The 23,000-nt window shown below is 70.7% G+C and carries 21 protein-coding genes; 10 read left to right on the top strand and 11 right to left on the bottom strand.

The window, feature by feature from the left end; genetic code table 11:
• Nucleotides 1–23 precede the first annotated feature (23 nt).
• Complete coding sequence (locus tag ACQUQF_RS00625) at nucleotides 24–158, bottom strand: DUF7128 family protein (RefSeq protein ID WP_435174606.1); 135 nt, start codon at nucleotides 156–158, stop codon at nucleotides 24–26.
• A 166-nt stretch (nucleotides 159–324) separates the two neighbouring features.
• On the opposite strand from ACQUQF_RS00625, the gene ACQUQF_RS00630 reads away from it, so the two are divergent.
• The 4 genes from ACQUQF_RS00630 (at nucleotide 325) to ACQUQF_RS00645 (ending at nucleotide 5,863) form a co-directional block, all read left to right on the top strand.
• Entirely contained in the window at nucleotides 325–2,523 is a 2,199-nt protein-coding gene (locus ACQUQF_RS00630) for a CDC48 family AAA ATPase (RefSeq protein WP_435174609.1), read from the top strand.
• Between the two features lie 221 nt (nucleotides 2,524–2,744).
• Nucleotides 2,745–3,560 carry a hypothetical protein gene (locus ACQUQF_RS00635; protein WP_435174611.1) on the top strand — a complete coding sequence of 272 codons (816 nt, stop codon included), beginning with the start codon at nucleotides 2,745–2,747 and terminating at the stop codon, nucleotides 3,558–3,560.
• Between the two features lie 239 nt (nucleotides 3,561–3,799).
• A complete protein-coding gene (locus tag ACQUQF_RS00640) occupies nucleotides 3,800–5,056 on the top strand; it encodes a CBS domain-containing protein (RefSeq protein ID WP_435174613.1) in 1,257 nt (418 codons plus the stop codon).
• A 111-nt stretch (nucleotides 5,057–5,167) separates the two neighbouring features.
• A complete protein-coding gene (locus ACQUQF_RS00645; RefSeq protein ID WP_435174615.1) occupies nucleotides 5,168–5,863 on the top strand; it encodes a hypothetical protein in 696 nt (231 codons plus the stop codon).
• Here ACQUQF_RS00645 and ACQUQF_RS00650 read toward each other — a convergent pair.
• The 3 genes from ACQUQF_RS00650 to ACQUQF_RS00660 all read right to left on the bottom strand — a co-directional run bounded on the left by ACQUQF_RS00650 (nucleotide 5,785) and on the right by ACQUQF_RS00660 (nucleotide 10,434).
• The gene (locus tag ACQUQF_RS00650) at nucleotides 5,785–6,579 is read right to left on the bottom strand and encodes a YihY/virulence factor BrkB family protein (protein ID WP_435174617.1); all 795 of its coding nucleotides are present in this window, start codon (nucleotides 6,577–6,579) and stop codon (nucleotides 5,785–5,787) included. The genes ACQUQF_RS00645 and ACQUQF_RS00650 overlap by 79 nt on opposite strands.
• Before the next feature lie 181 nt (nucleotides 6,580–6,760).
• Nucleotides 6,761–7,390: a hypothetical protein gene (locus ACQUQF_RS00655; RefSeq protein WP_435174619.1), complete on the bottom strand. Its 630-nt coding sequence runs from the start codon at nucleotides 7,388–7,390 to the stop codon at nucleotides 6,761–6,763.
• A gap of 173 nt (nucleotides 7,391–7,563) precedes the next feature.
• On the bottom strand, nucleotides 7,564–10,434 hold the full coding sequence (locus ACQUQF_RS00660) for a DEAD/DEAH box helicase (RefSeq protein ID WP_435174621.1): 2,871 nt from the start codon (nucleotides 10,432–10,434) through the stop codon (nucleotides 7,564–7,566).
• A gap of 119 nt (nucleotides 10,435–10,553) precedes the next feature.
• Here ACQUQF_RS00660 and ACQUQF_RS00665 point away from each other — a divergent pair, with 119 nt between their 5' ends.
• Together ACQUQF_RS00665 and ACQUQF_RS00670 are read left to right on the top strand one after the other, a co-directional pair.
• Nucleotides 10,554–11,081, top strand: a complete 528-nt coding sequence (locus ACQUQF_RS00665) for a hypothetical protein (RefSeq protein ID WP_435174624.1) — start codon at nucleotides 10,554–10,556, stop codon at nucleotides 11,079–11,081.
• A gap of 206 nt (nucleotides 11,082–11,287) precedes the next feature.
• Entirely contained in the window at nucleotides 11,288–11,995 is a 708-nt protein-coding gene (locus ACQUQF_RS00670) for a class I SAM-dependent methyltransferase (RefSeq protein ID WP_435174625.1), read from the top strand.
• 25 nt (nucleotides 11,996–12,020) lie between these two features.
• Here ACQUQF_RS00670 and ACQUQF_RS00675 read toward each other — a convergent pair whose 3' ends face one another.
• The 4 genes from ACQUQF_RS00675 to ACQUQF_RS00690 all read right to left on the bottom strand — a co-directional run bounded on the left by ACQUQF_RS00675 (nucleotide 12,021) and on the right by ACQUQF_RS00690 (nucleotide 17,488).
• On the bottom strand, nucleotides 12,021–12,764 hold the full coding sequence (locus ACQUQF_RS00675) for a metallophosphoesterase (RefSeq protein ID WP_435174628.1): 744 nt from the start codon (nucleotides 12,762–12,764) through the stop codon (nucleotides 12,021–12,023).
• Nucleotides 12,764–14,656: a hypothetical protein gene (locus ACQUQF_RS00680; protein ID WP_435174631.1), complete on the bottom strand. Its 1,893-nt coding sequence runs from the start codon at nucleotides 14,654–14,656 to the stop codon at nucleotides 12,764–12,766. The genes ACQUQF_RS00675 and ACQUQF_RS00680 overlap by 1 nt, the downstream gene beginning before the upstream one ends.
• Nucleotides 14,653–15,921 (bottom strand): Single-stranded DNA binding protein, encoded by a 1,269-nt coding sequence (locus tag ACQUQF_RS00685; protein WP_435174633.1) that lies wholly within the window; start codon nucleotides 15,919–15,921, stop codon nucleotides 14,653–14,655. The genes ACQUQF_RS00680 and ACQUQF_RS00685 overlap by 4 nt, the downstream gene beginning before the upstream one ends.
• A 241-nt stretch (nucleotides 15,922–16,162) precedes the next feature.
• Nucleotides 16,163–17,488: an arylsulfotransferase family protein gene (locus tag ACQUQF_RS00690; RefSeq protein WP_435174636.1), complete on the bottom strand. Its 1,326-nt coding sequence runs from the start codon at nucleotides 17,486–17,488 to the stop codon at nucleotides 16,163–16,165.
• Nucleotides 17,489–17,559: 71 nt separating this feature from the next.
• Between ACQUQF_RS00690 and ACQUQF_RS00695 the strand changes: the two genes are divergently transcribed.
• Nucleotides 17,560–18,222, top strand: a complete 663-nt coding sequence (locus ACQUQF_RS00695; RefSeq protein ID WP_435174638.1) for a 2,5-diamino-6-(ribosylamino)-4(3H)-pyrimidinone 5'-phosphate reductase — start codon at nucleotides 17,560–17,562, stop codon at nucleotides 18,220–18,222.
• A gap of 4 nt (nucleotides 18,223–18,226) precedes the next feature.
• Here the strand turns inward: ACQUQF_RS00695 and ACQUQF_RS00700 are convergent, their stop codons facing one another.
• Both ACQUQF_RS00700 and ACQUQF_RS00705 read right to left on the bottom strand, forming a co-directional pair.
• Nucleotides 18,227–18,382, bottom strand: a complete 156-nt coding sequence (locus ACQUQF_RS00700; protein ID WP_435174640.1) for a hypothetical protein — start codon at nucleotides 18,380–18,382, stop codon at nucleotides 18,227–18,229.
• A 266-nt stretch (nucleotides 18,383–18,648) separates the two neighbouring features.
• The gene (locus ACQUQF_RS00705) at nucleotides 18,649–18,948 is read right to left on the bottom strand and encodes a DUF7545 family protein (protein ID WP_435174642.1); all 300 of its coding nucleotides are present in this window, start codon (nucleotides 18,946–18,948) and stop codon (nucleotides 18,649–18,651) included.
• 202 nt (nucleotides 18,949–19,150) lie between these two features.
• On the opposite strand from ACQUQF_RS00705, the gene ACQUQF_RS00710 reads away from it, so the two are divergent.
• Complete coding sequence (locus ACQUQF_RS00710; RefSeq protein WP_435174644.1) at nucleotides 19,151–20,635, top strand: MATE family efflux transporter; 1,485 nt, start codon at nucleotides 19,151–19,153, stop codon at nucleotides 20,633–20,635.
• Nucleotides 20,636–20,758: 123 nt separating this feature from the next.
• Here the strand turns inward: ACQUQF_RS00710 and grxC are convergent, their stop codons facing one another.
• On the bottom strand, nucleotides 20,759–22,090 hold the full coding sequence (gene grxC, locus ACQUQF_RS00715) for a glutaredoxin 3 (RefSeq protein WP_435174646.1): 1,332 nt from the start codon (nucleotides 22,088–22,090) through the stop codon (nucleotides 20,759–20,761).
• A gap of 165 nt (nucleotides 22,091–22,255) precedes the next feature.
• On the opposite strand from grxC, the gene ACQUQF_RS00720 reads away from it, so the two are divergent.
• Together ACQUQF_RS00720 and ACQUQF_RS00725 are read left to right on the top strand one after the other, a co-directional pair.
• Nucleotides 22,256–22,540 (top strand): DUF357 domain-containing protein, encoded by a 285-nt coding sequence (locus ACQUQF_RS00720; RefSeq protein ID WP_435174648.1) that lies wholly within the window; start codon nucleotides 22,256–22,258, stop codon nucleotides 22,538–22,540.
• Nucleotides 22,541–22,638: 98 nt separating this feature from the next.
• A complete protein-coding gene (locus ACQUQF_RS00725; RefSeq protein WP_435177575.1) occupies nucleotides 22,639–22,914 on the top strand; it encodes an ArsR/SmtB family transcription factor in 276 nt (91 codons plus the stop codon).
• Nucleotides 22,915–23,000 lie beyond the last annotated feature (86 nt).

Genomic DNA, 23,000 nt, shown 5'->3' on the forward strand with positions numbered 1-23,000 from the left:
GCCCTGCGCCGGTCGACCGGCGACTACTGGATGTACGTGGGGTCCTCGCGGTCGCAGTTGGCCTCGTGTTGCTCGGCGTCGTCCTCGTCGTCGAACATCATCCCACACCCCTCGCACTTGTACCACGTCATCTCGTCGCGCTCGGTTTTGACGACCATGTTCGTGGGTACACGAGGCGAAAGTAAATCGTTTGCCCCGACCGGCGTCGGGGCGTTTCGACTCGCCTCTATCACCGTCGGAGATTACTCCGAATCGCGGTCCGGGGAGCCCCGCCGCGACCGCCGCAGGGGAACCCTCAAGACGACCGAGCAACGAGAGGTTGACATGAACGCGAACGGTTCCCCCGCAGTCGAACTCACCGTCCAGGGCGCCGAGAAGCGCGACGCCGGACGGGGCATCGCCCGCGTCCCCGAGTCGGCCCGGTCGGCGCTGGGCGTCCTCAGCGGCGAGACACTGCTCCTTGAGGCCGAGCGTGAGACCGTCGTCAAGTTCTGGCCCGGTGGTGGCACGCTTCCAGAAGGAGTCATCCAGATTGACGGCGAAATCAGGGCGAACGCCGGACTTAGTATCGGCGACACGGTGACCGTCAGGCCGGTCTCCATCGAGGACGCCGAGGCCGTCACTCTCACTCCGACGACCGAGTTCGACCCGGACGACCGCGAGACGCTGGAGCGGGCGCTCAAGCGGAAACTGCGCGACCGTCCAGTGAAGGCTGGCGAGCAAGTCGGGCTTGAGCAGCTCGGCGATGTCGGCATGTTCCACGTGACAGAGACCACTCCTGACGGAATTGTGAAGGTGACCGACGAGACTAGCCTGACCGTCTCGCTCGGCTCGGGGTCGGGGACCTCCACCGAATCGTCGCCGGGGAGTATCTCCATCCCCGTCGGCAGTGGGTCGAGCGACGACGCCGCGCCCCAAGAGACGACGGGCGCGACCTACGAGGACATCGGCGGCCTGGAGGAGGAACTGGAGCGGGTCCGGGAGATGGTCGAGCTCCCGCTGTCGAACCCGGCGCTGTTCCGCCGGCTCGGCATCGACCCGCCGAAGGGCGTGCTGCTGTACGGCCCGCCCGGCACGGGCAAGACGATGATCGCCAAGGCGGTCGCCAACGAGGTCGACGCCCACTTCATCACCATCTCCGGGCCGGAGATCATGAGCAAGTACAAGGGCGAGAGCGAGGAGCGGCTCCGGGAGAAGTTCGAGGAGGCCCGCGACAACGCGCCGACCATCCTCTTCTTCGACGAGATCGACGCCATCGCCGGCGAGCGCGACGAGGAGAGCGACGTCGAGAACCGGGTGGTCGCCCAGCTGCTGTCGCTGATGGACGGCCTGGAGTCCCGGGGCCAGGTCGTGGTCATCGGCGCGACCAACCGGGTCGACGCCATCGACCCCGCGCTGCGCCGCGGCGGCCGGTTCGACCGCGAGATCGAGATCGGCGTGCCCGGGGAGGCCGGCCGGCGCGAGATCCTCGACGTCCACACCCGCGGGATGCCGCTTGCCGACGACGTCGACCTCGACCGGCTGGCGGCCTCGACCCACGGCTTCGTCGGCGCGGACCTCCACGCGCTCTCGACCGAGGCGGCGATGGCGGCGCTCCGGCGGGCCCGCGACGCCGGCGCCGGCGACGAGGCGCTGATGGAGGTCGAGGTCACCCGCACCGACTTCGAGACCGCGATGGCGTCGGTCGACCCCTCGGCGATGCGGGAGTTCGTCGCCGAGTCGCCCGAGATAGACTTCTCGGCGGTCGGCGACCTGGAGGAGGCCAAGCAGACGCTGACCGAGGCGGTCGAGTGGCCGCTGGCCTACCGCAACCTCTTCGAGCAGACCAACACCGAGCCGCCGACCGGCATCCTGCTCCACGGCCTGCCCGGCACGGGCAAGACCCTGCTCGCGCGGGCGCTGGCCGGCGAGAGCGACGTCAACTTCATCCACGTCGACGGGCCCGAGCTGCTCGACCGCTACGTCGGCGAGAGCGAGAAGGCGGTCCGGGAGATCTTCGACCGGGCCCGCCAGGCCAGCCCCGCCATCGTCTTCTTCGACGAGATCGACTCCATCGCCGGCGAGCGCGGCTCCGGCATGGGCGGCGGCGCGGAGGTCTCCGAGCGCGTGGTGTCCCAGTTGCTCACCGAGATGGACGGCCTCGCCGAGAACCCCAACCTGGTCGTGCTGGCCGCGACCAACCGCCGGGACGCGCTCGACCGGGCGCTGCTCCGGCCCGGCCGGCTGGAGGAGCACGTCGAGGTGCCCGCGCCCGACGAGGCGGGTCGCCGGGCCATCCTGGCGGTCCACGCCGACGACAAGCCGCTGGCCGACGACGTCGACCTCGACGACCTCGCGGCCGAACTGGAGGGGTACACCGGCGCGGACCTCGAGGCCGTGGTCCGGGACGCCTCGATGCGGGCCATCCGGGAGGCCGCCGCGGCCTGGGGCGTCGAGCAGGCCGACGAGAACGCCGACGAGATCACCATCGAGCGCAAGCACTTCGACGCCGCCGTCGAGAAGATCCGGCCGACGCTGGAGTGAGCGGTTCCCCGTGGGCACTCGTCGAGTCGCGACGCGGAACCGTCTTCGAGTTGTCCAGTAGTCGTGACGCAAAGCGGTGAAGTAGCACGGTTGTAGTCGGTGGAAGAGTTCCCCCTGCGGGAGTGCCCATCTGGACGGCGTTCGGTGCACAGCGTCGATCGAGCACTGCGGAGCCCGGAGCCACCACAAAAACTTTGCCCGTTACGCGCCGTGATAAACCGATGGTACCCGACCGTTCCCGGCGGTCCCTCCTCAAACTCGGTGCCTCGCTTCCCTGTACTGCCCTCGCTGGCTGTACCGCCACCGAACACCACATCGACACGACCACGCCGCCCCCGACTGTTCTCTCGATCGGGGAGTCCACCGGCGGTGGACGAGGGACTGTAACTGTACAGTCCGTTCGCACGCAACTGATGTTCGTCGTGGTGAAGGCGGGGGTCCATTCGGAGGTCTACCGTCGGCCGGACACCCAGTACGTGATCGTCGACGTATCGACCGACGGTGTCCCGGACCCGGTCCAGACCGTCCGCGACGCAGTCCGCCTCTCCCTCGATTCGCGACAGTACAGCGTCGTTGAGAGGGATCTCTACCGGAACCAACGGAAAAAGAACGCGGTTAGCGTTGCCCTCTCGGCACCGGCGTCGGTGTCCGCGAACACCGGTAAGGTGGTCTGGACGGGCGAGTCGTCGGCTCCCGACGCCGCGTGGAGGGTTCCGCAGGACGTGCTCGATGCACTGACTGCGCCGCCCGAGTTCGCTGTCACGGCGTTCGAAGTGCCCGCAGAGACCACGGAGGGGTCGGCGATCGAGGCCGCGGTCACCGTCCGGAACTCCGGCGGGAGCGACGGGACGTTCGTCGCCGAACTGGGACCGACGAGTCGCAGCGACCAGCCCGAAGTTCGACTCCGTGTACCGAGAGGGGAGACCACAACTCGCGTCGAGTCGGTTCGGCTCTACGGGAAGGCAGGAAGCGACGAGACGATTACGCTCGATTGGGGTGCGGGGACAGCAGAACGCAGCGTCCACATAGGACCGTAGGTGGAAAGCGCGGGACTGGACATCCAACAACCTACCGGACCGGCGACGGACGACAGTCGGGATAACGGCGCTGTACGACCAATCACTGAGATTCTAATCTACCGCAAGGCGGCCGCGGGACCCGTCCCGCATAGCGACGCCGACGCGAACGACGTCGACCGCCGCATTCGGGAACGGTTCCCGAGTCGGCAAGAAAGTACAAACCCGGGTAGGGTCTAACCCCGTTAGGTGGGGCACAAATGGATATCACCGATGCCGTGACGACCGAGTACGTGGACGTGAACCCGGGCACCCGACTCGGGAAGATCCGCGGGATATTCGACGAGGACCAGACCCTCGAGGCCATCGTCGTCCGGGGGGAGAGCGACAAGTACGAGGGCATCGTCACCAGGAAGGACCTCGTGAGCTCGCACCACGACCCCAACGAGAAGGTCCGGTCGGTCCTGCGCCACCCGCCGACGGTGGCCCGCGACGAGGACGTGCGCGAGACCGCCCGGCTGATGGTCGAGGGACAGGTCAAGCTGCTCCCCGTGCTCGACGACGAGGAGGTGCTGCGGGGCGTGGTCAGGGCCAAGGACCTGCTCCGGATGGTCCAGGACAACCTCGGGGCGCTCGACGTGTCGGACGTCTACACCGAGGACGTGGTGTCGGTCGAGCCCGACACCACGCTCGGGGAGGTCATCCACACCATCCGGACCCACAAGTTCACCCGCGTCCCGGTCATCGACGACACCGACGCGGTCGGGATGATCAGCCTCTACGACCTCGTGGACTTCACGACCCGGAAGATGGACCAGGAGCAGGGCGGCAACAACAACGCGACCGACTCCTACGGCGGCGGCGTCTCGAAGAGCCAGGGCCGGACCCACGGCGGGTGGGGCGAACGGTCGGGGCTCGAGGCCCGGATGACCAACCTCCCGGCCCGCGACGTGATGAACTCGCCGTGCGCGACGATCCCGCTCGACGCCGGCCTCGACGAGGCGTTCGCCGAGATGGACGAGAAGGGCTACTCCTCGCTGGTGGTCGTCCCCGAGGAGTTCGCCTCGCCCGCGGGCATCGTGACGATCACCGACCTGCTGCGGGCGCTGACGTGGACCGGCGACGACGAGCAGCGCTCGGACGTGCAGGTGTTCGGCGTCGAGCTGATGGACACGCTCTCCCGCGAGTCCATCGTCGAGCGCATCGACGAGATCGACGGCAAGTACCAGGAGATGGACATCCTCGAGGCCAACGTGATGTTCCACCGGCACAAGGAGAAGCACCGCGGCACGCCGCTCATCCAGTGCACGGTCCGGCTGTTCACCGACGAGGGGCTGTTCTCGGGCACCGGCGAGGAGTACGGCGCCCGGGCCGCGTTCAAGGACGCCGCCGACATCGCCGAGAAGAACGCCCTCGACAACAAGGAGCGCGAGTCGCCGCGCCACCAGATGGAGCAGGAGCGCGAGCGCACCGCCGACCTGGTCGAGTGGTGGACCACGACCGAGACCGGGAGCTGAGGACGACCGTCGACGCCATCTCCTTATCTCGCCGCTAATGGCCCTGAGGAGAGTGAAACCGCCGTTTGAATCTCCGGAAGGATTTTTGTAACGCGGCCGAAAGGAGTCGGTATGGAACGGCGCGTGAACGCGACAACTACCCGGGAGGACCCGTCGGACCGCGGCGCCCCGTTCGCGACGGTGGCGGTCCGGCGCGGGACCGGCGCCCGGCGCGGCGACGGGGCCGCGGGCGACCCCATACCCGACGCCATCCAAGATGCCGATGCCCTCCCCGACGCCGACGACGCGAGGCCGCGCACGGTCCGCGTCCGCAACGCCGCCGCCGAGCCCCGGCAACTGACGGTCGAGGTCGCGCGCGGCGCCGGCATCCTCGTCGACCGGACGGTGGAGTTCCCGGCCGACGGCGTCCTCGAACTCGTCCTCTACGCCCCCGGGGACTACCGCGTCCTGGCGGGGCTGCCGGACGGCGAGCGGACCGCCCTCGCGGTCGACCGCTCCGCGTTCCGCGGCGGCGCGAGCACTCCGGAGCTGACCGTGCTGCCTGACGGCCGGGTCGAGGCAACGCCGGACGGGACGACGGGAGTCGAGGCGGTGCAGCGCGAATCCGCCAGCCGACCCGACACCGCGAGAGACCGCGGCGAGCGACGGGACGGCCGAGCGTCGCGACCCCGCGGTCGGGGACGCCGACGCCGCGGCCGAACGGACGCGCCGGGCCGCCGAGCCCCGAGTCAGCCCCGCAGCCGGACTCGCCCGCCGAGCACCGAGTTCACCACCGCGCCGAGCAGCACGACGGCGCCGGCGAAGTAGAACCACGTCAGCAGCAGCAGGACCCCGCCGATGACCCCGTACGCCTGGTAGCGCGCGGCGTTCGAGAGGTACACCTGGAACAGCGCGTGGAGGGCGACCCAGCCGACGCCCGCGACGACCGCGCCCGGCACCGCCTCCCGGACGGTCATCTCGACCGGTGGCAGCACGTAGTACAGCGGGAGGAACGCCACCACCAGCCCCGCGGCAAGCGCCAGGTTGCCGACCAGGCTCCGGAGCGGGACCCGCGGCCCGACGGCGGGGTTCCGGAGGGCGTAGCCGACCGCGACCACGAACCCGACCGCGACCGCCACCAGCGCGACGGTCACGACCCCGTCGACCAACTGCTGCACCAGCGACGGGTCGCGGTCGGTCCCGTAGGCCTCCGAGAAGGCGAGGTCGAGCCCCCGGAACAGCTTGAACGCGCTCCACGCGACCGCCACGACCCCGACGAGGCCCGCGCCGGTCCGGCCGGTCGAGTTCGTGAGCGCCCGCTGGAGCACCCGCTCGGCCGACGTCGACAGCGAACTCGCCACCTGCTGGACGACGAACCGCGCGAACGCCTCCCCGCCCAGCACGCTCCCGAGGACGACGACCAGCAGCGTCAGCGGAATCAGCGAGACGAACGCGTAGTAGGCGACGCTCGCGGCCAGGAACAGGACGTTCTGGTCTCGGGCGACGCCGACGACCTGTCGCAGGCGGCTCCGGGAGGTTGCCATGTCCACTCCGGGACACGTCAGCCGCGCCTAAAGGCGATACGGCCGGGCTGTCGGGTGTCAGTTACCAGTCTTCCTGTTGTCAGGTGGCTGACGGCAGCGGCGGTGCTCGTCGACGCCCGTCTGCTGGCGGGTCGGTTTCGTGCGAGCACCGGCCGCGGAGCCGCGGGTACCGCCGGCCCGGCTACGCCACCGTCGTCTGTGGCGGTTCGGCGGGCTCGATGGCGAGCCGGTTCAGCCCGTCGCAGGCCTCCGAGGAGGTGACCCGATACCACTCGCCGAGCTGGAGCTCCGGCACGCCGCCGGCCGCCGCGGTCGTGGTCTCGCCCTCGGCCTCGGTCGGAGTTCCCTCCTGCATCGCCGTCGTGGTCTCCTCCTGCATCGCGGCCTCGGTCGCGGTCCCGGCGGCCGTCTCGGTCCCGCCGCCGGCCGCGGCGGTGGTCGTCTCCAGCAGGTCCTCGGCGAGCACGCGCTCGGGCGCCAGCAGGCCGCGGAAGCCGATGTCCTCGTCGTTGCGGAACGCCCGGACCATGAACAGCTGGTACTCCGCGTCCTGGTCGCCGCCGAGGCACGCCGCCGGGACGGTCTCGGTCGCGGGCCCGCCGAAGGGCTCGCGGGGCCGGTAGCGGATGCGGAACCGGTCGCCCTCACGGAGGCTGTAGCTGAAGAGGGCGCCCCGGCCGCCGGCCTGCGCGGTCGTCGTCTCCTGGGCGGACGCGCCGTCGAGCGCCAGCCCGGTGACGCCGAGCAGGCCCGCGGCGGCGCCGGTTCGGAGCACGTCGCGTCGTCGTGGCGTGTCGGAGTCGTCTGGCATACGCGAACGCCCGCCGTCGGGCGCCTTATAGCGGGTCGGCCGTTCACGCGGTTGGGCCCAACCTATCGCCCGGAAACGAAGAATACTCCGGGGAACACCGGCGTTGTGCTCCGGAAACCGCCTCTTTCCGGGACCGGTTTCGGCGGCGCTCGTCCGGACCGGCGCCGCCGGCCTCAGTCCCAGAACGACTTCGTGCGGGCGTACTGGCGCTCCTGTTCGAGGATGTCCCGGTAGAACTCGTCCTCGTCCTCGCGGAGCTTGGCGATGATGCGGGCGGCGTTCTGGGGACCGACCCCGCGGGCCGCCAGCGCGACGACCGCCCGCTTGCCGTGGCTCTGGACCAGGTTGGCGGCCTTGTAGGCGCGCTGTGTTATCTGCTCCTGCTCGTCGTCCTTCTCCTCGGCCCGGACCGCCTTGACCACCTCGTCGGCCCACGGGTTGAGCGCGGCGATGCGGGTCGACCCGCACTCCGGGCACTCGGGCTGGTCGCGGACCCGCCGGACCGGCTTCCTGCGCTTCCAGTCGGTGCAGTGGAGGCACAGCAGGATGACCTCGTCGTCGCGGATGCGCTCCTTGACCGTCTGGATGACGCTGGCGTCGGCGTTCTCGGGCGCGAGCAGCTCCCGGCCCGACGAGCGCCCGCCCGACCCGACCGGGGTCCGGCCGCCGGTGGTCACGATCTCGATCTCACCCGACCGGATGCGGGCCAGCACGTCGCTGGCGGCCTCCACGGCGAGGTCGTCGTGGAACACCTCCCGGACGGCCTCGTCGTACATCGGCGTGTCCTCCAGTGCGCCCATCAGCCGACCGATGGGCGGCCCGCTCGCGCCCCCGCCGCCCTCCCACTTGCGGAGCGCGCCGAACTTGGCGGCGACCTGCGAGAGCTTGAACTTGAGGGTGTCGGAGTGCTTGAGGCTCAGCTCGATGATGGCCGCCACGTGGTCCGGGTCGGTCTCCCGGACCACCTCGGCGACCTCCTGGCCGTTGACCTTCGGCGGGACGTCCAGTTCGATCCGGTAGGGGTCGACCTCCAGCCCGACCGACGAGCCGGTGCGCTGGCCGATCAGCGACGACAGCACCCGGCCCAGCGTCTCGTTGACCTTGTGGCCGAAGCAGGCGTTGACCACGATCGTCCGGGCGGCGTGCTCGACCACGATTCGGTCGGCCGTGGGGACCGGCGCGCCGGTCTCGGCGTGGCGATCGAGCTGCGAGAGCGCCTCGCCGGCGGTGTACTCGTCGGTCGGGTACCGGTTCGTGAACTCCCGGGCCACCCCGTCGCGGGGCGCGCCGCGCTCGAACTGCGGGCCCGCCACGGCGCGCATCTCGCCGACCTCCTGGGCCACGTCGTAGGGCACCGGGATCTCCTCGCCGACCCACGAGGGGATCTCGCCGCCCGGGTCCTCGATGGGCGAGACCTTGACCGCCTCCTCGTCGTCGTCGACCTCCGTGATGCGCCACATCTCGCCGCGCTGGACGAACACCTCGCCGGGCCGGGCGAAGTTGACGACGAACCGCTCGTCGAGCGTGCCGACCTGCGACCCCGAGGCGATGTCCTCGACCGCGTACTTCTGCTCGTCGGGGATCATCGAGAGGTTGGCGTAGAAGTACTGCCAGGTCTTGCTCGACTTCTCGAGCCGGTCGTCGCCCTCGTCGAGCCAGACGAGCCGGTTGCTCTTGAGCTCGCGGCAGACCTCCTTGAACTCCCGCTCGGAGAGGTCCCGGAAGGGGTAGGCCCGGGTGACGACGTCGTAGGCCCGCATCGCCGAGAGGTCGCCGAAGTCCATCACGAGCCCGACGATCTGGTTGGCCACGGTGTCGAGGCTCCCGTCGTGGATCTCGGCGTCCTCGACGTCGCCGTCCTTGGCGCGCCGGGCGATGGCGAGGGCTTCGAGGGTGTCGTCGGGGTGCTTGGTGATTATCGTGCCCCGCGAGACCGCCTCGCTGCGGTGGCCCGCCCGGCCCACGCGCTGGAGCAGGCGGGCGACCTCCCGCGGACTGGAGTACTGGACCACGTGGTCGATGCGACCCACGTCGATGCCCAGTTCCATCGAGGAGGTGCACAGCAGCGCGTCCAGTTCGCCGGCCTTGAACCGGTCCTCGACGTCGATGCGGGCCTCCTTCGACAACGAGCCGTGGTGGACGCCGATGTTTGCGTCCAACTCTTTGAACCGCGAGCCCAGCGCCTCGGCGGTCTGGCGCGTGTTGACGAAGATGAGGGTCGACTCGTGGGCCTCGACGATGTCGAGGATGGCCCGGACGTGGCTGGCGACCGACTCGTCGGTGGCCAGCTTGCCCGCGAGGCGCTCGTCCGCCTCGGTGATCTCGGGCTCGCGGACCTCGAACTCCACCTTGCTCCCCACGTCGACCTCGACGACGGTCGGGTCGTCGCGCTCGGCCGGGTCGCCGACCAGGAACCGGCCGACCTCCTCGGGGTCGCCGACGGTCGCCGACAGGCCGACGCGCTGGAAGTCGCCGGCCAGTTCCCGCAGGCGCTCCAGGCCGATAGTCAGCTGCGCACCGCGTTTCGCGCCGGCGAGTTCGTGGACCTCGTCGACGACGACGTGGTGGACGTCCTCGAGGGCCTGCCGGAGCTTCGACCCGGTCAGCATCGCCTGGAGGGTCTCGGGGGTGGTCACCAGCACGTCGGGCGGGTCGTTGGCCTGCTTCTGGCGCTGATAATCCGTAGTGTCGCCGTGGCGCACGTCGACCCGGAGGTCGAGCTCCTCGCCCCACCACTCCAGTCGCTCGCGCATGTCGCGGTTGAGCGCCCGGAGCGGCGTGACGTACAGCGCCGAGATGCCGAACCGCGGCCCGTTCTCGGCCTGGTTCCGGGCGATGGCGTCCAGGACGGGGAGCATCGCGGTCTCGGTCTTGCCGGTCCCGGTCGGCGCGATCACCAGCGCGTCCTCGCCCCGGGTCAGCGGCGGGATCGCCCGGCGCTGGGGCTCGGTCGGGGTCGAGAACCCGCGCTCGGAGAGCGCCGCCCGCACCTGCTCGCCGAGGTGTGCGAAGGCCGCAGAACCGGCGGCCTCTTGCTCGCTCATTGGGCGTATTTAACGGATAGCGGGTCATAAGCCCGTTGTCTTCGAAAGCCGACGGGTCGAGTCCGGCGGGCGCGTTCGCGGGCTGAAGGCTTTTCTCCGGCGGCGGCGAACGCTGCCCCATGGAGACGGAAGTCCACTTCCGGGAGACCCAGATGTTCGACCAGCTCTGGCTCCGGGGGCTGCTCGCCCTGAGCGCGCTCGCCGCCGTCCTGAACCTCCTCCGCGGGAAGCGGACGGTCCGCGGGACGGTCGGTCGGCTCGCCACGCTCGGGGCGGTCGCCCTGCTGTTCCGGGTCGCGACCCTCCGGACCGAGGTGCGCGACGACGGGGTCTCCGCGAGCGACGCGAGCGGAGGCTCGCCGCGAGCAGAGCGAAGCGGCGGTGTGTACGTCGAGTTCTCGCCGTTCCACCGGTCGTCGAAGCGCGTCCCGTTCTCGGAGCTCGCGGACGTCCAGGCCACCGGCTACAGCCCGCTGCGCTACGGCGGGTGGGGCATCCGGTGGAGCCCCAGCGGCGTCGCCTACACCGTGAGCGGGAAGTCGGGCGTCCGGTTCGAGCGTGCCGGCGGCCGGTCGACGTTCGTGGGCTCGGACCGGCCGGACGAACTCGTCGCGGCTGTCCAGCGGGCGAGCGAACGGGAGGTGTGACCGACCCCAAAGTATAAAATCACAGCCACCGAAACAGTAAGCGAGTTGTAAAGTTAATATCCTTCACAAGAACTTTCCGGGAGCAGCGGGTATCCTCGGTGGCCGGTAGCGACCGACGACAGAGTCGCCTCTGCGTGGCCCGCGACGCGGTTTATCGCCGCACGGGCCCCACGTCCGCACGGACATCCGATTACCCGTCACCGACCATGACCGACACGACCTACGCCGACACCATCGACTGGGACCGGTACTGGAGCGAGACTGACGACGAGGCGGCCGACGACGCGAACGGCAGCGCCGAGCACGTGGCCGACGCGCTCTTCGAGTTCGTCGAGGAGACGGGCGTCCCCGACTGGCACGCCGACGTCGGCTGCGGCGGCGGAGCGCTCGCGTTCGACGTCGCCGCGCGGTACCCCGAGACCGCCGTGGTCGGCTACGACGCCGCCGACCCGGTCCTCGACGCGAACCGGTCGCGGGCGAGCGAGACTGACCGGGAGAACGTCGCTTTCGAGCGAGCAGTACTTCCCGAGTTCGACCCCGACCGGCAGTTCGGCCTGGTCACCTGCTTCTACACCCTCTGCTACGTCGCCGACGCGGAGCGAGCACTTCAGAACCTCTACGACGCGGTCGAACCGGGCGGCCACCTCGTGTTCACCTACCATAACCGATACGCCCGGGCTGTCTTCGAGGGCATCGCGGAGTCGCCCGAGGAGCACCTGGACGAGTCGTCCGTCTGGAGCCCCGAGCGCTTCGCCGACCGGTTCGAACTGGTCGTCGAGGGCGAGAACCTGCTGTCCTACGACCGCATCCACGACGCGCTGGGGACGTGGCCCCGGAGCGTCTGGTCGGTCGCCGAGGAGACCGACCGCTACCGGGCGTGGCGACAGAACCCGCTCGTCTACGTGCCGAAGTGAGTCCCCGTCCGTCGAGACAACGCGCTCAGACCGCGGCGTAGTCGCCGAGGCGCGTCCCGTCGAGCAGGTACGCCTCGCCGCCGGCCAGTCCGTCGGGCAGGAACGGCGCCAGGAACTCCTGGCCCTCGACGTTGACCCACGTCGCGCCGACCAGCTCGTTGAACGCCGGGAACACCACGAGTTCGGCGCCCGCCCGGACGCCGCCCTCGCGGTCGGCGAACGCCTCGCCGGCCAGCGGCCCGCGGAGCCACGCCCGCTCGACGCGGCTCCCGCCCACCTCGTCCTCCAGCCGGACCGCGGGGTGCTCGTGGCCGACGCAGACCACCTCGCTCGCCAGCACCTCGGGCACGGGCCAGGTGTGGCCGTGGGCGAACCCCACGTCCCCGAGCCGGACCCCAGCGCCGTCGGTCACGTCGAGGTCGGCCCACGACTCGATGGCGCCGTCGTGGTTGCCCTTGACCAGCGTGGCGGACAGCCCCAGCTCGTCCAGTCGTTCGAGCAGCACCTCGATCTCGCCGCGCTCGGCGCCGCCGGGGTCGCCGATGGCGTGCATCAGGTCACCCAGAAACACCACGCGGTCGGGGTCGGTACGGGTGACCAGCGACAGGAGTCGTTCGCGGCGCTGCTCCGCGCGGCTGGCCAGCGAGACGCCCTCGGCACGGAGCGCCTGCTCGACGCCGGCGTGGAAGTCGGCGACGACCAGCGCCCGCTCCGACCCCAGATCGGCGACCGCCGCCGGTTCGCCGGGAACCGGCTCGACGAGGCTCATCAGATGGGCTTGAGCGTGTCCTCGCCCGACTCGTAGCACCGGCCGGCCATCAGCGCGGCCTCCAGCGCGTCCTCTACGTCGGCGGGGGTCACGTCGTAGGCCTGGACCACCGCGGCCATGAGGGTCTCGCGCTCGACCCCGTCGCCCTCGTTCAGCTCGCGCATCTCGTCCATCACCGTGTCTTCGAGGTTCTCGGGGGTCTCCTGGTCGTCGTCGCCCGCCCCCTCGTCGGCCTCGGCGACCTCGTCCTCGCCGATGGACGCGCCGGGCGCCTCGGCCGACGCGGTCGACCCGCCGGCGGGTGCGGCGTCGGCGTCGTTGACGGCCTCCTCGGTCCCGCCCGACGCCGACTCCACGTCCTGTAGCTCGTCGGTGTCGACCTCCTCGGCGGTCGGGTCGGCGGGCTCGCCGGCGTTGGGCTCCCCCTCGGCCAGTTCGGCCTCGCGCTCGGGGGTCCCCTCGTCGGGGCCCTCCTCGGGGTCCGGGGTCGGCGGCTCCATCTCGGACTCCCCGGGGCTCTCGACCTCCGATCCCGAGGAGAACTCCAGGCCGTACTCCTCCTCGACCTGCTCGCGCTCCTCCTCGTCGAACTCGTACATCTCGTCGCCGGCGCCCGCGGTGCCGATGTCGGGGCCCTCGTCGTCGACGTCCTCGGGCGAGAACGACTCCTCGGTCGAGGTCTCCTGCTCGGCCTCGACGGTCGGCGGCTCGTCGTCGCCGATCTCCTCCTGGTACTCGGCGGCCTCCTCGGCGTCCTCGATCTCGGGAGCCTCGTCGGCCGCGGCCTCGGCTTCGACGTCGGCCGCCGCGTCCTCGACGTCCGAGGTTCCCGTCTCGGTCTCTGCGGTTCCGGTTTCGGCCTCCGCGGTTCCGGTCTCGGGTTCGGTCTCGTCCTCGGGGTCGCCCATACTGCTAGTCGGTGCCTCGCCGAGGTCGTCACTTGTGGCCGCGCCGTCGTCGGTCCCGGCGTCGACCACCGCCTCGGCGTCGGCCGCGACGTCGGTCGTCGAGGATTCGCCCGCGTCGGCCTCGACGTCGGTCCCGGCCTCGGCTCCGCCGGCGGATTCGGCCTCGGCGCTCTCGCCGCCCGCGGCCGCCTCGGCCTCCAGGTCGGCGAGTCCGCCGGCCACGGCGTCGGTCAGCGCGTAGTCGAGGTCGACGCCGACCTCGTCGCCGCCCTCGCCGGGGGCGAGGTCGAGCGGCCCGACGTCGTCGGCGTCGAGTTCGCCCGCGACGACCCGGGCCGCGTCGACCGCGAGGTCCCAGACCTCCGCGAGGTACGCCTTCGTCGTCCCGTAGTGGTCGAGCGCCAGGGGGATGCCCGCCGCCAGGCCGGCGTCGGCGCCGCCGGCTTCGAGCGCCGCGCGCAGGTCGTCGCCCCGCCTGCCGGAGTCGATGGCGTCGGCGAACGCCGAGACCCGCGCGAGGGTCTGCTCGGCGGTCTGGACCGTCCAGCGGTCCCGGGTCTCCGCGTCGACGCGGTTGATCGACTCCGGCCGGATGGAGGTGAACACGCGGTCGGAGTCCTCGGGCTGGAACGTCCGGGCCTTGCCGGTCACCGCGACGAAGGCGGGCGGGTCGGCGTTCTCCAGGAACGCCATCTCGTCGGGCTGGTACTGGCCGGCGTAGAGCACGAACGCGCCGGTGGGGTCGACGACCCGGCCCCGGAGCACGTCGTCGCTGACCTGCTCGACCTCGGTCAGCACGCCGACGACGAACAGCCGGTTGACCCGGGCGCCGGTCGGCGTGACCACGTAGTTCGGGGCGCGCTCCTCGTCGCTCTCGGAGTAGTCGAAGTCGGCGTCGTCGTACTCGGCGGCGAACACCCGCCACGCCACCTCGCGGCGGCCCGCGCCGCCCTGGCCGGACTGGTCGTCGCCGTTCGAGCTCATTCGGCCACCTCCGAGAGGAGGTTGTTGGCGCGGTCCGCGGGCGAGTCGGCCGACCGTGCGAACTCGGTCACCTCGAGGTTCGCGCCGTAGTCGTCGACCGAGAGGTTCCCCCGGACCCGGTACTCGCGGCCGACGATGCGCTCGCGGATGGTGTCGGCCACGACCTCCTTGTCCATCGCGTCGCGGGCCTGGGCCTTGGCGTCCTCGACGTCGCCGCCGTACACCTCGGCGGTGCGCTCGTCGTCGAGCACCGCGGTCACGGTGCCGGTGCCGTCGTCGATGATGGCCTTCACGCGCAGGTCGTCCTGGCCGTCGACGTCGCCGTGGCTCCGGCACTGGCCGTTCTGGATGACCCGGCCGCACTCGGGGCAGCGCTCGATGAGGCCCGAGCCGTCCCGGACCGCCACGACGTTGCCCACGACCTCTACGTCGTAGGCGCCGCCGGTCTCGACGGCGTCCCGGACCGTCATCCGGGTGCCGGTGTCGCTCACGTCGAGGTCGCGGTCGAGCGCCGACACCTCGGTGAACTCCGAGAGGTTGACCGACGGGACGCCCCGGAACTCCCGGACGTACACGTCCTCGAGCCGGAGCGTCGCGCCCTCGGTTATCTCGGGGCGGGCCTCCCAGTCGGTGAACGGGAGCCGGGCCGACTCGTCGGCCAGCACGCCGCTCAGGATGTCGGTCTCGCCGTCGCGGCCGTCGATGGTCTTCTGTTCGACCTCGACCACTTCCACCTCGAGGTTGACGCCGCGGTCGCCGGGTTCGAGGTCCGCGAGCTCGGCGTCGCCGCCGACGGGGTAGGGCACCTCCATCGACTCTTCGAAGGCGACGTTGGTGCTCTCGCCCAGGTTGAGCTCGGGCTCGCCGTCCCACTCGCGGACGCCGGCGTTGCCCGCGGTGATGGTGTCGCCGGGCGAGAGGCCGAAGTCCTCCCACGCGGTGTAGGAGATCTTGCCGGTCTCGTCGGCGATCTCGCCCTCGTGGATCACCTGCTCGTTGCCCTGGTACCGGATCGAGCGCTTGCCGACGGTCAGCACCGTGCCGGTGACGGTGACGCTGCCGTCGTCGGTCGAGATGTCGGCGACGTCGACCCGCGAGGGCTCCGAGCCCCCGCTACTGGCGCCGCCGTACTTCCGCCGGAGGCTCTGCTTGGCCTCGTCGACCGGGACGCTGTACTCCACCAAGTTCTCGAGGTCCGCCTTGACCTCCTCCTTGTCGACGCCGAGGTCGGAGGCGAGGTCCTCGGCATGGTCGTCCAGACTCATCACCCGCACTTTGCCCGGACGGATTAAAAGTGTTCGTTACGGGCGCCGAGTCGGTGAGTCGGTTCCGAAGGAGGTCCGAGAGCAGCGGCGGGAAGACCGCCGAATCGGAGGACCACGGTGACGGGGAGGCGCGACGGTTTCCGGAGGCCCCGCGGCCCCTTTCGGTCCCCGTCGACTGTTCAGCCGGGTCCCAGTCGGTGGGTAGTCGGCCGACGAGGAACGGCGAGAGCGAACGGCCGGGTCACCGCAACCGGACCGGCCACCGGAACGACACCGACAGCGAGGAGTGGCGGTACTCCAGGACCGCCCACGCCAGCACCGTCAGGACCAGCACCACCGCGACCGCCGCGTCGAGCAGGCCCATCCAGAGCGGGAGGATGAACGAGATGCTGTTGACGACCTTCCGGGGCGTGAACCCCGCGACGGAGGTCTCGACTCGCTCGCCGTCCTCGACCGCGCCGCGCGACCGGAGGTCGGCCGCCCGGGCGCTCGGGCCGCCCGCGCTCTCGTCGCCCGTACCGAGGCGTTCGAGCTCGTACGGCGCGTAGAACGAGAGGTTCCAGACGACGTCGCCCTGCCGGTCGACCTCCAGCACGCGGTGGGCGTTGGTGTCGGCGACGAGCGTGTGGCCGTTCGGCAGGCGGTCGGCGTCGCGGGGCCACTTCATCTGCTCGTCGGACCAGACCCACGACTGCTGCCACGTCCCGTTCACGCGTTGGTACTCCACGAGGCGGTCGTTGAGCGAGTCGGCGACCACGACCGCCGGGCCGCCCGCCGACTCCGGGATGTAGTCGGGGTTGTGCTGCTCGTAGAGGACGTCGTGGGCGCCGTCGGCCCCGAGCGTCCAGTTCTCCTGGACGCCCGTCCGGGGGTCGACGAACACCACCGAGTCCTGGTTGCGGAGGCTGAGCATGACCCGGCCGTCGTCCAGTTTCTCGACGTCGTTGAGGTGGGCCCAGTCGGCCGGGTAGGGGCCGCCGCCCGAGATGGGGTAGGCCTGCTTGGTCGACCACTCCCAGGTGGTCATCCCGGTCGTGGTGTTGACGACGTACGCCTCGTCGGTGTTGATGGCCCCGACCAGCAGCCGGTGCTCGCCGATTCGGTCGACGTCGTGCCAGTTCGCCCCGCGGTCCTGCGGGATGATCCGGGAGTAGATCCGGTCGACGTCGCCGGTGGTGAGGTTGACGCGCTCGACCACCGAGATGGTGCACTTCGCGTTGCAGCCGTCGCCGGCGTAGTTGCGCTCGGCGACGTACTCGACGGTCGTCCGCGTGCCCTTCACGGGGTCGACGTCGAAGTAGCCGTGGAACGTGTCGTTGTGGTACAGGACCTTCCCGCTCGGTCCGAACGCGACCAGCGCCGCCGACTCGCCCTTCATGCCGTGGCCCGCGACCACGGTGACGTTCTCGCGGGGCGGGACGACCGGCGTCCGCTGCTCGACCGGGAGTTCGGCCTGCCGCTCGTAGCTCGCCACCGCGGCGCTCGCGGGCGAGGAGACGTAGCTGTAGCCGAGCGTGCTCGCACAGAGGACCACGATCAGGGCGAACGCGACGCGATACCGACGCACGTCTGAATCTACGCTCTCGGAGACATAAATCGACCGAAAGCGGTATTCGGCGGCGCCGACAACCCGGGGGTATGCGCGTGGTCGTCAACGCCGCGATGAGCGCCGACGGCAAGCTCTCCTCGCGCCGGCGCGAGCAGATCGCCATCTCCGGCCCGGACGACTTCGACCGGGTGGACGCGCTCCGGGCCGGCAGCGACGCGGTGCTGGTCGGCGTCGGCACGGTGCTGGCCGACGACCCGCACCTCACGCTCGACGAGCCCGAGCGCCAGGCGGCCCGGCGCGACCGCGACGAGTCGGCCCACCCGGCCCGGGTGGTCGCCGACTCCCGGGCGCGGACGCCGACCGACGCACGGATCCTCGACGACGCCGCGACCACCTACGTCCTGGTCGCCGAGGCCGCTCCGACCGACCGCGTCGAGGACCTGTCGGCGTCGGGTGCCCGGCTCCTGACCGCGGGCGAGGAGCGGGTCGACCTCGAGCGGGCGCTCGCGTCGCTGGAGCGGGAGGGCGTCGAGCAGCTGATGGTCGAGGGCGGCGGCGAGCTCATCTTCTCGCTGTTCGACGCGGGGCTGGTCGACGAGCTCCGGGTGTTCGTCGGGTCGACGATAATCGGGGGCCGCGACGCCCCTACGCTGGCCGACGGCGAGGGGTTCGTCGCGGAGTTCCCGGACCTGGACCTCGGGGACGTCGAGCGGGTCGACGACGGGGTGCTGCTCCGGTACGCGGTGGAGTGACGGGTCACTCCTCGACCCGCTCGACCGCGAGCGTGTGGCCGGTCCGCTGGCCGTGGTCGATGAGCACGTCGGCGGGCTTCTGGCCGTTCTCGGCGCACACGACGCGCTCGAACGAGCAGTCCCGGCAGTGAACGCGCATCCGCGTCGCTTCCTCGCACATCGGTTCGCTCCACTAACCTATCGCGCGGTCGATGGGAGTCGCTGTTGCCTGGTATAGTCGATGCTTTATGGTCTCCGGGCGGCTGCACCGGTGCCGGCTCGCCCTCCGGACTGCCCGACAGACGCGCTGGCAGCCGTCCGACGGACCCGCCAGCGGACATCGGACAGACCTGCCGGTGGACATCCGACGGACCCGCCGGTGGATGTCCGAGTGGCAGTAGCGTCACCAGGGCAGGGAGAGGCTCGCCGGATTGAAAACGGGCTCCGTCAGTGGGAGTGGCCGGTCATCTCGCCGAACGACTGGCCGAACCGCTCCTCGAACAGCTCCATCGCCTTCTCCTCGTCGGCCAGCACCGACTCGTCGGGCTCCTCGTGGGCGTGGTGGACCAGCGCGTGGGCCTGCTGGGCGAACGACAGCATGGCGAGGTCGCCGATCACCTCGGGGTCGGTCTCGGCGTCGTCCTCGCGGAGCAGGTCGATGATCCCGGTCGGCAGCGTCAGTTCCTCGGCGTCGCCGTCGGGCGACTCGATCGTGTACGTGGCGGTCTCGACTTCGCTGTCGGTCATACCCCCAGTTCCGCGGGCGGACGTAAAGAAGTGCGGATGTCGGTCGGGACGGTGTTTCGGTTCGCAACGCTTTTGACTGACCGGTCAGTAAGCTCCGGTAGAGAATGGACGACGTTGTCTCCCGGGCGACGACGGGCGGGCCGTCCCGCGCCCTCCGTGAGCGAACGCGGAGACGCCGGACACTCCGCCCGGAGGTGGTCGCGTGAACCCGTTCGAGGGGCAGGAGGAGCTCGACCTCACCGAGGGCGGCATCGTCAGGCCGCTGGTGTACCTCTCGCTGCCCATCGTCGTCACGAACCTGATGCAGACCGCGTACAACCTGGCCGACACCTTCTGGCTCGGTCGGTACTCCACCGACGCCCTGGCGGCCATCAGCTTCGCGTTCCCGATGGTGTTCCTGCTCATCTCGCTCGGGACGGGGCTGTCGGTCGCCGGGAGCGTGCTGGTGGCCCAGCACACCGGCGCCGGCGAGACCGAGCGGGCCGAGTACGCCGCCTCCCAGACCGTCTCGTTCGCGTTCCTCGCGTCGGTGCTGCTCGGCACGGTCGGCTACCCGTTCGTCCGGCCGTTCCTCGACTTCCTCGGGGCGTCGCCCGACGTGCTGCCCGGCGCGACCGCCTACATGCAGGTCGTCGCGCTCGGCCTGCCGTTCATGTTCGGGTTCTTCGTGTTCATCTCGCTGATGCGGGGCGCCGGCGACACCCTCACCCCGATGTTCGTGATGTTCGGCACGGTCGTGCTCAACGTCGCGCTCGACCCGTTCCTCATCAACGGCTGGACGCTGCTCGCGGACGCTCCGCTGGTCGGCACCGTCGCCTTCCCCGAACTCGGCATCCAGGGGGCGGCCGTCGCCACGGTGTTCTCCCGGAGCGTGGCGATGCTGGTCGGCGTCGCCATCATGCTCTCGGGGTCGCGGGGCATCCAGATCCACCTCCGGGACGTGCGGCCGAACCTCCGGTACCTCCGGAAGCTGCTGTCCATCGGCGTCCCGGCCAGCGTCGAGGGGACCGGGCGGGCGCTCTCGATCAACGCGCTGCTGCTCATCGTCGGCCTGTTCCCGACGACGGTCGTCGCCGCCTACGGCATCGGGACCCGGGTCTTCTCGGTCATCTTCCTCCCGGCCATCGCGGTCGCCCGCGGGGTCGAGACGATGACCGGCCAGAACATCGGCGCCGGCAAGTACGACCGCGCGGCGAGGGCCAACTACGTCGCCGCCAAGGCCATGTTCGTCGTGCTCGGGCTGGCCGGCGTGCTCATCTTCCTGGTCCCGACCCCAATCGTCGCGGCGTTCACCGACGACCCCGCGGTGCTCGCGGAGGGCGCGACCTTCCTGCGGTACGTGGCGCTGTCGTTCGGGTTCATCGGCATCATGCGGGCGTTCACCGGCGGGTTCCGCGGCGCGGGCAGGACGCTGGTCGCGGCCGCCGTCTCGGTCGTGACGCTGGCCGGCGTCCGGCTCCCGGTCGCCTACGTCGCCTCGCAGTTCCGGCTCGCGATCCCGTTCGTCCCCAGCGACGCCGTCTTCGGCGTCCGGGGCATCTGGGTCGCGTTCTTCGTCTCGAACGTCGCCGGCGCGCTCGTCGCCTGGCTCTGGTTCTCCAGTGGCACGTGGCGCGGCGGTGACGTCCGGGGCGCGCCCGGTCCCGGGCCGGCCGACGACGGCGAGCCGGCGGTCTCGGACGACTGACCCGCAGTCCGGGCGACTCCGCGACCGGAGTCTCGTTTCTCGACGATCCGGTTTCGGCGATCAGCGACGCGAGCGACAGTCAGGGTCGAGAGAACGGGAGAACTACAGCGAGAGGCAGCCGGCTCAGTCGTCGCTCGCCGCGACCTCGGTCGCGCCCGACTCGGCCTCGACCGCCGCGGTCTCGAGGTAGTCGTCGGCGTCGAGCGCGGCCTTGCAGCCCATCCCGGCGGCGGTCACGGCCTGCTGGTAGTGGTAGTCGACCACGTCGCCGGCGCCGAAGATGCCGGGCACGCCGGTCCTCGTCTGGCCGCCGCCCTTGCCGCCCTCGGTCTGGATGTAGCCGGCCTCGTCCATCTCGACGTCCGTGCCCTCCAGGTAGCCGGTGTTCGGCGTGTGGCCGATGGCGAGGAAGACGGCGCCGACGTCCATCTCGAACGCCTCGGTCTCGGGGTCGTCGAGCTTGTCGGTGGGGTAGCCCTCGGGGTGGCGGACCAGGTCGACGGTGTCCACGCCCCCCTCGGCCGAGCCGTGGATCTCGGTCACCTCGGCGTTCTTGATCAGCTCGATCTCGCCCTCCTCGACCTTCTCCTGGATGCGGTCGATCCAGTAGTCCTCGGCGCGGAACTCCTCGCGGCGGTGGACCAGGTACACCTTCTCGGCGAACTTGGTGAGGAAGTTCGCCTCCTCCATCGCGGCGTCGCCGCCGCCGACGACCAGCATCTCCTCGCCCCGGAAGAACGCGCCGTCGCAGGTCGCGCAGGTCGAGACGCCGTAGCCCATCAGGTCGTCCTCGCCGGGGATGCCCAGCGTCCGGGCGCTGGCGCCCGAGGCGGCGATGAACGCGTCGGTAGTGTAGACGTCGCCGTTCGAGAGCTCGACCCGGTAGGGTCGCGAGGAGTCGTCGACCGACTCGATGACGCCGTTCTCGATCTCGGCGCCGAACCGCTCGGCCTGCTCCTTCATGTTGTTGATGAGGTCGGGGCCGCTGATGCCCTCGGGGAAGCCGGGGTAGTTCTCGACGTCGGTGGTGAGGGTGAGCTGGCCGCCGGGCTCGTCGCCCTCGAACACGAGGGGGTCGTTGTTCGACCGGGCGGCGTAGATGGCCGCGGTCAGCCCCGCGATGCCGCTGCCCGAGATGATGAGCCGGCGGTGCTCGACGTCGTCGGCCGGTTCGCCGCCGTCGGCGGCCGCGATGCCGAGCTTCTCGTCGAGCTCGCCTGCCTCGTCGAGCGCCTGGGTGTCGTCCCAGCCGCCGATCAGCTCGTCGTCGATGAACACCTCGGGGGCCGTCTGGCGGCCGTCGGCCCGCTCGACCATCTCCTCGAACAGCTCCTCGTCGCCGGTGACGTTGTAGGTCTCGTAGTCGACGCCCTTCGAGTCGAAGAGGTCCTTCGCCTTCTCGCAGTACGGACAGTTCTCCTTCGTGTAGATCTCCACGCGCGGGTGTTCGCTCATGGTGCAATATTGCGACCGGGGAGGTATTTAGCTTGTGTTGTGGCCCCGACTTTCCGCTTCCCCGGCCGACCGCACCGCCGGAGTCCGGTGCGGACGAGCGCGGCGACGGGGCCGCGCGGCGCGGCTCCCGAAGCCCTTACACGCCGGCCGCGCCTCGGCTTTCACATGGCCGCCGACCTCGAGGAGAAGACCGACCGCTACGAGGGCCTGCTCGCCGAGGCGCTCGACGCGACCGAGATCGCGCCGCCGGCCGACACCCCGATGGGCGAGGCCGCGGCCGAGTGCCTGGAGATGGCCCGATCGTACCTCGACGACGGGCGCCACTTCCGGGAGGACGGTGACCTCGTGAACGCGCTGGCGGCGTTCTCCTACGGGCACGCCTGGCTCGACGCGGGCGCGCGCGTGGGACTGTTCGACGTGCCCCGCGAGGGCCACCTGTTCACCGTCTGAACGGGGTCCTCGCAGGCCGAGTCACTACCGGGAGTTACCTGCGCCCCCGGCCGCACTCGGCGGAGCGCTTACGGTCCGGGTCCGTGTCAGTCACCCTGATGGAGGGCGTCCTCTGGTACGTGCTCGCCGGGACCCGCGGCGGGGCCAACAGGGCGCGCATCCTCCGGGCGCTCGACGACCGGCCCCGGAACCCGAACCAGCTCGCCGAGGACCTCGACCTCGACTACAAGACGGTCCGCCACCACCTCGACGTGCTGATGGACAACGACGTGGTCCGCAACTCCGGCGACGAGTACGGCGCGGTGTACCTGCCGACCGACCGGGTCCGCGACCACTGGGACATCGTCGAGGAGATCATCGCGGAGGTCGAATGACACTGTCGACTGTACGGACATGGTGTGACCCTTTCGGGGGAGAGTATCGCTCGCACAAGGCACCTGCAACGGCGAGATTCCGGTCG

Source organism: Halorussus sp. AFM4 (assembly GCF_051194995.1).
Classification (GTDB): Archaea; Halobacteriota; Halobacteria; order Halobacteriales; family Haladaptataceae; genus Halorussus.

What these genes read in the sequence shown, in the direction of transcription:
- ACQUQF_RS00660 (WP_435174621.1), bottom strand. Translation starts at nt 10,434, where the DNA reads ATGAGCGAGCAAGAGGCCGCCGGTTCTGCGGCCTTCGCACACCTCGGC.
- ACQUQF_RS00635 (WP_435174611.1), top strand. Translation starts at nt 2,745, where the DNA reads ATGGTACCCGACCGTTCCCGGCGGTCCCTCCTCAAACTCGGTGCCTCG.
- ACQUQF_RS00640 (WP_435174613.1), top strand. Translation starts at nt 3,800, where the DNA reads ATGGATATCACCGATGCCGTGACGACCGAGTACGTGGACGTGAACCCG.
- grxC (WP_435174646.1), bottom strand. Translation starts at nt 22,090, where the DNA reads ATGAGCGAACACCCGCGCGTGGAGATCTACACGAAGGAGAACTGTCCG.
- ACQUQF_RS00675 (WP_435174628.1), bottom strand. Translation starts at nt 12,764, where the DNA reads ATGAGCCTCGTCGAGCCGGTTCCCGGCGAACCGGCGGCGGTCGCCGAT.
- ACQUQF_RS00700 (WP_435174640.1), bottom strand. Translation starts at nt 18,382, where the DNA reads ATGTGCGAGGAAGCGACGCGGATGCGCGTTCACTGCCGGGACTGCTCG.
- ACQUQF_RS00725 (WP_435177575.1), top strand. Translation starts at nt 22,639, where the DNA reads ATGGAGGGCGTCCTCTGGTACGTGCTCGCCGGGACCCGCGGCGGGGCC.
- ACQUQF_RS00720 (WP_435174648.1), top strand. Translation starts at nt 22,256, where the DNA reads ATGGCCGCCGACCTCGAGGAGAAGACCGACCGCTACGAGGGCCTGCTC.
- ACQUQF_RS00655 (WP_435174619.1), bottom strand. Translation starts at nt 7,390, where the DNA reads ATGCCAGACGACTCCGACACGCCACGACGACGCGACGTGCTCCGAACC.
- ACQUQF_RS00630 (WP_435174609.1), top strand. Translation starts at nt 325, where the DNA reads ATGAACGCGAACGGTTCCCCCGCAGTCGAACTCACCGTCCAGGGCGCC.
- ACQUQF_RS00705 (WP_435174642.1), bottom strand. Translation starts at nt 18,948, where the DNA reads ATGACCGACAGCGAAGTCGAGACCGCCACGTACACGATCGAGTCGCCC.
- ACQUQF_RS00695 (WP_435174638.1), top strand. Translation starts at nt 17,560, where the DNA reads ATGCGCGTGGTCGTCAACGCCGCGATGAGCGCCGACGGCAAGCTCTCC.
- ACQUQF_RS00650 (WP_435174617.1), bottom strand. Translation starts at nt 6,579, where the DNA reads ATGGCAACCTCCCGGAGCCGCCTGCGACAGGTCGTCGGCGTCGCCCGA.
- ACQUQF_RS00670 (WP_435174625.1), top strand. Translation starts at nt 11,288, where the DNA reads ATGACCGACACGACCTACGCCGACACCATCGACTGGGACCGGTACTGG.
- ACQUQF_RS00645 (WP_435174615.1), top strand. Translation starts at nt 5,168, where the DNA reads ATGGAACGGCGCGTGAACGCGACAACTACCCGGGAGGACCCGTCGGAC.
- ACQUQF_RS00680 (WP_435174631.1), bottom strand. Translation starts at nt 14,656, where the DNA reads ATGAGCTCGAACGGCGACGACCAGTCCGGCCAGGGCGGCGCGGGCCGC.
- ACQUQF_RS00665 (WP_435174624.1), top strand. Translation starts at nt 10,554, where the DNA reads ATGGAGACGGAAGTCCACTTCCGGGAGACCCAGATGTTCGACCAGCTC.
- ACQUQF_RS00625 (WP_435174606.1), bottom strand. Translation starts at nt 158, where the DNA reads ATGGTCGTCAAAACCGAGCGCGACGAGATGACGTGGTACAAGTGCGAG.
- ACQUQF_RS00685 (WP_435174633.1), bottom strand. Translation starts at nt 15,921, where the DNA reads ATGAGTCTGGACGACCATGCCGAGGACCTCGCCTCCGACCTCGGCGTC.